General features: G+C 45.4%; 4 protein-coding genes. All 4 read left to right on the top strand.

Features of this window, described 5'->3' with window-relative positions; translation table 11 throughout:
- Positions 1–313 (top strand): FimB/Mfa2 family fimbrial subunit (locus H6A34_RS12000; RefSeq protein WP_205105711.1); only part of this gene is annotated, 313 nt, incomplete at its 5' end.
- Positions 314–652: 339 nt separating this feature from the next.
- On the top strand, positions 653–2449 hold the full coding sequence (locus H6A34_RS11995; protein ID WP_205105710.1) for an Mfa1 family fimbria major subunit: 1797 nt from the start codon (positions 653–655) through the stop codon (positions 2447–2449).
- Positions 2450–2471: 22 nt separating this feature from the next.
- Entirely contained in the window at positions 2472–3998 is a 1527-nt protein-coding gene (locus H6A34_RS11990) for a hypothetical protein (RefSeq protein WP_205105709.1), read from the top strand.
- 1617 nt (positions 3999–5615) lie between these two features.
- Entirely contained in the window at positions 5616–9344 is a 3729-nt protein-coding gene (locus H6A34_RS11985) for a T9SS type A sorting domain-containing protein (RefSeq protein ID WP_205105708.1), read from the top strand.
- Positions 9345–9568: the final 224 nt, after the last annotated feature.

The following is a 9568-nucleotide window of genomic DNA, read 5'->3' as shown; positions in this document are numbered from 1 at the left end:
GGGTGTAGGAAAGATAGGCCATGCCGACTTTATGACCTCGCGCCTTATTTATCATGACAACGCAGAAAACGACGGACATCTGTACATCCGCAACAAAGAGACGGGTATAATCGTGGCTAACCTCAACCTGCCCGACATTCTCTCTCGCTTGCGCACCAGCGACGAACTCCATGCATACTCAGAGCAGGAATTCCTCGACCGTGGGTACGACTACCAGATAACCGTATTCCTGCGCGGCGACGAGCTCCAGTACATCAACATCAGTATCAGCGTGCTCGGCTGGAGCAAGCGCATACAGTTTGAGGAACTGTAATCTAAGTGAAAAGGTGAAAGGGTGAGAAGGTGAAAAAGTGAGGCTCTTAAGAAAGTCGACAAGCAGACGAGGATATATATTTAGTCGACAAGTTGACGAGAAACGAGCAGACAAGGAGATATGTTTAGCAGACAAGTTGACAAGTGACAAGCAGACGAGGAGATTTGCTTTAGAGAGCAACCAACAAGGCATTTGGCTTTAACTCCTAACGGAGCGTAGCGAAGTGAGAGTTTCCTTGAGCAAAGCGAAAAACTTCTTTAACTCCTAAAAAACTCCTTTAACTCCTGAAAGAAAAACCCCTTCCCTCCTAAAAAGAAAATTCCTTAAAAAAGTGAATCTATGAAACATGATAAATATAAATGGTTAGGCTCCGCCCTCTGTCTGGCATTGATACTGGTAATGGCGTCGTGCAGCATGAGCGACGACATGGAGTGTCCGCCCGACAATGGCGGCGAAGGACAGCAAGTTTACGTGCAACTGCGCCTCACCGTACCCTCATCAGGGCAAGGAACACGAGCAGGAGACACCCCAGAAGGTGGCGAGGAAAACAATGAAGGCCGTGAGGAAGGACAGGAATATGAAAATACAATATCCTCGGCTCTTGTTTTCTTCTACCGCGCAGACAATAATATCAATGCTGACGGCAGCACCCCGATAGACGAATATGCCAGCTTCACAGTCAGCGGCATGGAGAATGGGAATTATGTCACCAATCCCGTACAGGTACCGTTGGAATTTAATACTACTTATAACCTGATTGCCGTTGCAAATCCTGGTAATGACGGACGTTGGGAACGGCTCGCTGCCGACGGACTGACACTTGCTGAGGTGCGCGACAACATTAGCACACAGGTTTGGACAGAGACGGGAGACGTAGAAAAAGTATATTCAAACTTCATGATGTCTTCGGAAGATGGTAGCGAAAAATTAACCGTTACTGATGCAAACACAAGTCCGGATAATCCGGCAGGCAGGAATACGTCAATCTATGTGGAACGCATTGCTGCACGCCTTGACTATCAGGTAGACAACGAATACACTTGTAATGACCCGCAATATCCTGGCGCACGGGTTGTGATAAACGGTGCTGCCATACTCAACCGGTTTACCGCCGGTTCTTACCTTATAAAGCGTGTGACAATCGACAACAAATTAGATGGCAGCGTGACTTATCTCGGCGATGAAGAGCCTGCCAATGGCGGCATGGCTACAAACTATGTCATTGACCCATGGACATTGACGAAGAACGAAAGCAACAACAGTTTCACATTGCCTGATGCTGACGGGCGGCTTGCCGGAACACAGGTTGATGCTGCCGGGTTATACAATTCCGAAACATTCTTGCCCAAGGGTTCTGATGACCCGGCGTATTGGGCAGGCAAGTGTAGTTCCGGTACAGCTATGGAAGGCGAAGGTGCAGGATGGTATCGTGTGGGATATATGCTTGAAAACATCACGTCATCGGCAAACACATCAAAAGACTATAATACGGGAATAGTGTTCAAGGCTGAGTTTATTCCGGATGGTCTTGTCGGTTATGACAAGGAAAAGAAACCAACATTCTTCAGTTATGACGGTACGTTGTACGCCACGCTTACCGGCATGATGGGCGCACTTAACAGTCAGCAGGACTTTGCACAGTATGTTGAAGGGCGAATAAAAGAATGCAGAAGTTGGGCTGACGTAACAGCGTTTGCCGATAAACTGAACGACCCGACAGGATACGCCGAATATCTGAGGACAAACCAGAATGGATATTTCACTGTTGATGCCGTGACTACGTGGACTAAGTATCTCAGCACAGAGCTTGGAGTTTTTGAAGATCCTGACAACGGCCCAAAGATAAATCAAGGCGAAAAGAATACGCGCAAACTGCTTTACGCAAGCAGCGGCGAACGCCTGCGCACATATTACAACAGCCAGTGCTACTATGTTTGGTGGCTGCGCCACAGTAACAACAATGATGATACAACCAACGGCGTGATGGAATACGCCATCGTGCGCAACAATATATATAAGGTGAACGTGACCGGCGTTTATTCGCTCGGTGGCGACATACCCGGCGATGAAGAGCTGAGAGCCAACGTTTATGTGAAAGACTGGGAGGGACTTGACCCTGAAACCTTGCCGATGTGATGAACCGATAAAAAGACTTTTTATGAAAACATACGCATACTTTTTGAGATACGCCCTGCTGGCACTGCCGCTGGTGTGCGCCTTTGCCCTCTCGTCGTGCTACAACGACGAGGACGGCGACTGCCCCGGCGGCAACGAGCCGGTGGAAGTGCGCCTAAACGTTTCGGCGCAACAGATAGGCGACCTTAACGGCACACGCGCTGGCGGCGACGGACTTGCCGACGAACACGAGTTCATGCACAGCCTTCGCGTCTACATCGTAAATGAAGCTGGCAGCGTGATGCAGTCTTTCGAGCGTAATCCGGCAGCCCTTGAGGCCTATAGCACCGCGGCAAGTACTGGCGACCTGACCAATTGGAGTTCTGAATCGTTTGAGCTTGCACCGGGAGAATACACAGTTTATGCCTTTGCAAACTTTGAAGGACACCAAGGATTTGCTGGAGGGGTTGCGCAACCAGCTGATAATTTTATAAACACGTGTTTTGAAGGCAGTACGGTAAACACCATAGCCCTCAACGGCTTTACGGTAGCCGATCCGGCAGGCAAAATTAAGTTTGTCAGTGATGGAAGTGGTGAGGTGGTGTATATCCCCATGAGTGCAAGTCAGAGGATAACCGTCACAGCCAACACGCACGACATATCGATAGGCCTCGTCCGCCTTGTAGGCAAGGTACAGCTTACCGTCAGTCCAGATAATGCAGAGATAGGGCAGGATGCCACCGTCACTTTCTCAGGCTATTCACAAAACGTGCCGCTGATGGAGAGCGACCAGACGGGCGCAACCGGCGGGAATGCTTATATCTACAACACCGACCGCTCCCTTTACGGCAAGCGCGATGCGTCAACCGGCGAAATTCCCCTTACCGGCTACGACCCTAACGCCGGCACAACCTACTCGTTCTATGTCAACGAAACACCTACGCCCAATGTCGAAGCCGGCGAAGGTGGTTTCACTGTGACGCTTAACACTGGTAAAACCGATAATGATAATACAGGCGGCGTAATGTCGTATGAGTCGCGCACCAGCCGAACTGACATACCCCGCAACCACGTTTATCAGTTGACATTGCGCTTTGACAATTATGATTTGCAACTTAATGCTAAAGCTGGTATTCGCGGTATAGGTGGATATTTGGCGTATGTTGTTGCTGTTGATGAAACGACTTATGTTGTGAGCATAACTTATGGAACTTGGCTTAGCATAGAGGCGGCGTTGGCTAATATAGATGGCACATCAAGCTTTACATGGCGTGCGGATGACTACAATCCAGATGGAATGGATGATTATGCCGCCACAGGAAACTCTGTGGACATAATGTTCTCTGGTTCTGCATCAATAATGACTAATACTTACACATTTTATTTGGATGCATCGTGGACGGACGGTGGAAATACGTACAACCGCACTTACACCGTGATAGTTAGTGTTGATAGGGATTATAATGATGTAATAGATGAAGTCATTGAAAATATGGGAATAAACTCGACGCGCAGCTCGTCGGCAGTGCTCCCGTATGAATGGCTTAATATGGTAAAAGTAAAAAAATGACAAGGAGGTAGCTATATGAAAAATACATCTTTTTGTAAAAGATACAGACTGTTAGCCGTTCTCTTCGCATTGCTCTTTGGATGCGTGGGAATGCAGGCACAGAATAGGAATAGAACCATTGTACATAAGCAAGGTCATTGGTATGATCCGGCTTTTCAAGAAAACCATACCCGTGATGAAAATGCATCTCCTTCTGACAATTTTGAATCTAAAGAAGAAGGTACAACGACATCCGATTTTGGATATGGTCCTATACAGAAAACCCATGAATATCGAGCCGTAATTTACATGAATCCTGGCCAACAGAAGTATATAAGAGTACCAGCAGCTATGCTCGATGGTATCAATCAAGCTCGAAGTGTATTGTGTACTTATCAACGATGGTATAATTATGAAGATGATGGCTTGTTTGATGAAGATTTTGTTACATATTATAATCAAGGTGTTGATTATACAACAACATTGTCCAATGGCGTTGTTGGAGGTTCTTTTATAAATGACTGGACTGAGAGATGTGATTTACATCACATTCTTACAGTAGTAAGACTTAATATGCCAATGAATTATGGAAATCAAGTATATTATTTAGCATGTGATATGTCAGATTACGAAGATGCAAGATGGGATGGAAATAATCTTATTGAACCTACTCTTAGCCAACGCTTAATTTATACAATACGCCCTGCATCTGAAATCCGTGACGAAATAGCCTCTCATAATGAGAATACCCGCACTTATTATGAGAATCATGATATTCATCTTCCGGCAAAACGTATAAGTAATAATGAACATTCATTAGAACAGGTTGTATTGGATATGCAAGCGGACAATTATTTCGTTCCAGGCGAAAATACAGGCTCGCCTAATAATTTACAAATAGAAATAACTGATTCGCGAGGACAAAATGTAAATTCGTCCCAAAATGGTATAACAAGAAGTGATGTACAAGTAGGCAGTGATACACGCAAAATATCATTTCAACAATTTAATGATAGACTTTCTGATGGGGACGTATATTATATTAATGTTTACAAATATGGAGAAAATGAAAATGGTAATCGGTTAAGATATAATATAGCTCAATTTAAATTGACTTTTGAGGAAGGAACGGAGGGAATTCGTCTTAGAGACGTAAATGAGGCAGTTCAAGAAGGTGAATCAAATAATTATTACCATCGAACAAATGAATATTTAGAAAGTAGAGGTTACAGACTACTTAATCAACTGAATTTTGATTTTAAGACAGTTAATTATAGTGACTTGAATGTAAGTCAACACAATCCTAATGTTAGGTATTATCCTTATCCGTTGGATTGGGACACGTCTTCATATGCGTTTTATTGTGGAGAAGGAGATGCTGGTGTATATGGTTCGGAGCAAAACTATAGTTATGCGTTAGACCGAAGTCATTATCCACAATGGGGACAGTATGCAATAACTAATGGCGATGGATGGAGAACTACTACCGATCCTGAGGAGGCAACAGTAACTGGTAATAGCGAAGATTTCCATTTATATGTGGATGCAAATGAACGACCTGGTACAATTTGTGAATTACCTTTTGAGGCTGAGCTTTGTAGATCGTCAAGGCTTTTTGTTACTGCATATATTAGAAGCTTGAGTGGTGATGCCGATGCAGGAGTAATGTTCCTTATACGTGGATATGACGATGAAGGTGGCCATGTTGTTTATACCCATTCTGTAGGACAAATACCCGTGCCGTCGGAAAGTATATATTCAGAAAGAAATGATCCTACATATGAATGGTATCAAGTGTATTTTGAGTTTACTAATCCTTCAAATGAAACTTATGACCGTTATACCCTTGAGTTGTTGAACAATTGTTCTCGTACAAATGGAGGTGATTTTAGCATAGATGATATTCGCATATATTTCAGCCCCGTAGAGGTTGAGGCTCATACAACAAGGCCTGTGTGTACAGGAACAATAGGTGATAATGGCGGAGAAGTTGAGGTTGGCATAAATTATGAAATGCTTTTAAATCGTACAGGATTAAGGGATAATAATAATTCTGAGGTGTCGCATACTGTTTATTTCAGTTTTGTAGACCGTGAGGTTTACCGTAATTACTTTGCAGACATGAACTTGGACGATATAACATTAGAAGATGTTAATAAGGCTGTTGAGGATGGTTTGATACATGGTGATGGAATTTACAACGGACAGGATAATTACGGCCAATTCTTGTTCTGCACGGATTATGATGCTAATGACGGATCAGTCGGATGGGCAAATAATATTGGAGGCCAAGGCGATGCGCGGCAACTGACGTTTACGATACCAATTCCCACCAATGGCGATGGTACATCTACGTTGCAGACAGGAAAGAGCTATTATGTTCTTTTTAGAGTTGGAGAAGATGGCGATCCAGGTAGTGATATTACAAAGTATGGTGATGCTTATGCCATGGGTGATGTGTGCGGATTGCGTGGAATATTCACGGTTGAGGGCCCGCTGATTATAAGAGTCAACGGAGGTTTGCAACACTCGCAGACAGCATTGGCTTGTATAGGTCAAGAACCCAATGTAGATGTAAATATGTATTATACTGCTGCAGATGGAAAGCAAGTACCCATTGATGCACCGTTTGATTGGTTTTTTGGTACACTTGACGAATTTAGGTCTTTGCATACAGACCCGATAGAAGGAACAGGTGAGCAACGATCTTTGCAACAGGCGTTGGAACAGTTCCGTCATTTTTATCCAGACTTGACAAGCGTGACAAATAATGTTGTGTCGCAAGAGAGAGATGATGAAGGTGGTAATTGGCGTTTGTATCAAGAAGACATCGATCTTATACGTACCCTTAGCACGGATTATAGTGTTGATGGATTGAATCCGAAACTAACCTTGGCTGCATCCAATGACCTGAGCATAAGGCTTCGTCAGGAGGAAACTCCGATAGTACTTATACCTATTGGCTATATGGATGAATACATACCTGACGGTATGGAAGAGGCTTATTCCGTTTGTTGGGAGCCTACGCCTATGATACTTTATGCTCAAGGCACAGCCCCGACCTTGAATGTAGGTAACAAAGATGAAGATTATTCGGCAGCAGAAGGCTACCGCGTGAAGGTGCGTATCGGTAAGTCGCAGTATGATGCATTAGGTAGTGCAGGTCTGCCTGTACCGGTTAGAGATCCGAAACTCATAACTTCTGACGGCACAGAGCAAGATGTGACGGTAACTCCAATAGATGGCGATGGTGCTAATAATCTGTATTTGGTTTGGACTAATGATAGTCATTACGATGTAAATGAAAATGAAATATTGATAGGAACTGTTGATGACTTTACGATTAACTCTTCCATGACGGCAGGAGAATCGCGTGTGGTTCTGCACTTCACCAACCCCGACTTCACCCCACGCGAAGGATTCCGCTATTATGTGCAATGCCAATTTACTTCAAATCCGGTGCACACGGAAGCTTGTTATGGCAATCTTACCATACCTTTGGTATTTGTTCCCGATTATCAGGTTTGGACAGGAACAACATCTGGCAACTGGAATGATGATGGCAATTGGCGTCGTGCCGAGCCTAGAGAATTGAACAAGGATGAAAGTGCCTATATAACCAATGATGACAACGGGACGAGCCAGGGTTATGCGCCTTTGGAAACAACAAAGATTGTTATACCGTCAACAGGTGCGGTACAACTCTACGATGCACCGGCGGCAGTGGCTGGCGGCAGGATTCTTGACTTGATGACAAATAAGGGTGAACTAAGTAATCCGACGGAATACATACAATATGACCTCACCGTGCAAAAGCAGGATGATGACACATATCTGGCTGATATATATGAAACCAACCTGTGCGAGCAAGTGCATTTTGATTACGGTGGAGAAATGTTGCATAGTGAACTTTTGGAATACACCAAGGCTTGGACGGAAGTAAGTATGCCGGTGAAGCAATGGACGTTGGTAAGTACACCTCTGACAGGGGTTTACTCCGGCGACTGGTACACTAAGACTTCCGGTGATGAAACTTCCGAATATTTCGAAGACATTTCGTTCCAAGATAACAGCAGGTTCAAGCCGTTTATGACACAGCGCAGTTGGGACGGTAATGCCAGAGTTGTTCAGAACTCAAATGCAGGAACGGCAGCTATAAGCGATCAGGTAGTATGGAGTTCTACATTCGATGATGTCGCAGTGCCTTATTTGCAGGGTAAGGGCTTCTCAATCCATGCCAACATGGGTAGCAGTTATTCAAAAGACAGTGTGACATTCCGCTTCCCGAAATCTGATGAAACTTATTCAGGTTATTCTGATCAACTAAGCCGTGATAACTATGGACGTCTTACAACGGACGGACTCGTTGGCGAATCGTCTGTTTATGATGTTCAAATAAAACCGTCATTGGATGGTAAGTATATAATAATAGGTAATCCGTTTGTGTCGCATCTTTCTGCCAAAGAGTTTTTTGCTGCCAACAGCAATGTGTTGGAGAGCATGTATTGGATTGGAAACGGCGACCCGATGACCGGTGCGGCTGACGAAGACGGCAACTGGTGGACTTCCGACGGAACAAGCGACGCTCTGATTCCTCCATACACGGCGTTCTATGCCCAGCTGAAAGGACAACCGTCGACAGGCGAACGGACCATCTATTTTAATGCTGATATGGCAGCATTGAAGCCAGCGACAACGGGAAATGCTACGTCGACAAACGGTCTGGTGATTTCCGCTGTTGCTGAAAACGGCAAGAGTTCGGCGTTACTTTCTTATAAGGCTTCTGCTGAGAATGGATATGTAACGACTGAGGATGTGCAGTTGTTAGGCGAGGCTGACAACTCAGTGCCAATGGTTTATACCGTGGCTGGCAATATGGCAACGAGCATCAATCGAATCAAGGACTTGAGACAGATTCCGTTGGGTATATTTGCAGCTGACGATGATGTCACTACGCTGACGTTTACTGGCGTTGCGGCGCTGATGGAGCCGTCGCTCTATGACGCCGAGATGAACACTGACACTCCGCTGACCGAGGGCTATACGCTGACCGTAAACGGTGCTTCGCACGGACGTTACTTCATCCGCGCCAAGGGTGCTGGCGAGGGTACTACCGGCATAACTGATGTGGAAACGGGAGATGGCGGCGTAAGCGTGTATTCCGTAGCGCCACGGCAGGTAGTGGTGTCTTCGGGCGCTGAGCTGCTTGAGGTGAGCGTTTATTCCGTAGGCGGCGCAATGCTTGGGCATGAGAGCGTTGGCGGTGGCCGCACGGCCGTGACGCTTGACGGCATCGACAGTGGCGTGGCTGTTGTCAGGGTGGTAACTGCCGACGGACAGACAACGCGCAAGCTCGTCGTAAAATAAAATGTAAGTTCTTTGTTATGACAGTTTAGTTATAGTATCATGAAGTAGTAAAGTGGAAACCTCCGGCTGTTATGCCGGCTGCTTTCCAGTTCTGAGAAAGGCCGTCTTTAGGAGCGCTAAAGACGGCCTTTGCTGGGTTTAGGGTTATGGGGTTTTGCGGTTATGAGGTTATGAGGTTATGGGGTTATAGGGTTTTACGGTTGTGCGGTTATGGGGTTATGGGG

The organism is Marseilla massiliensis (assembly GCF_016899855.1).
GTDB lineage: Bacteria > Bacteroidota > Bacteroidia > Bacteroidales > Bacteroidaceae > Prevotella.
This window is presented reverse-complemented; position numbering and strand designations above follow the sequence as displayed.

What these genes read in the sequence shown, in the direction of transcription:
- H6A34_RS11990 (WP_205105709.1), top strand. Translation starts at nt 2,472, where the DNA reads ATGAAAACATACGCATACTTTTTGAGATACGCCCTGCTGGCACTGCCG.
- H6A34_RS11995 (WP_205105710.1), top strand. Translation starts at nt 653, where the DNA reads ATGAAACATGATAAATATAAATGGTTAGGCTCCGCCCTCTGTCTGGCA.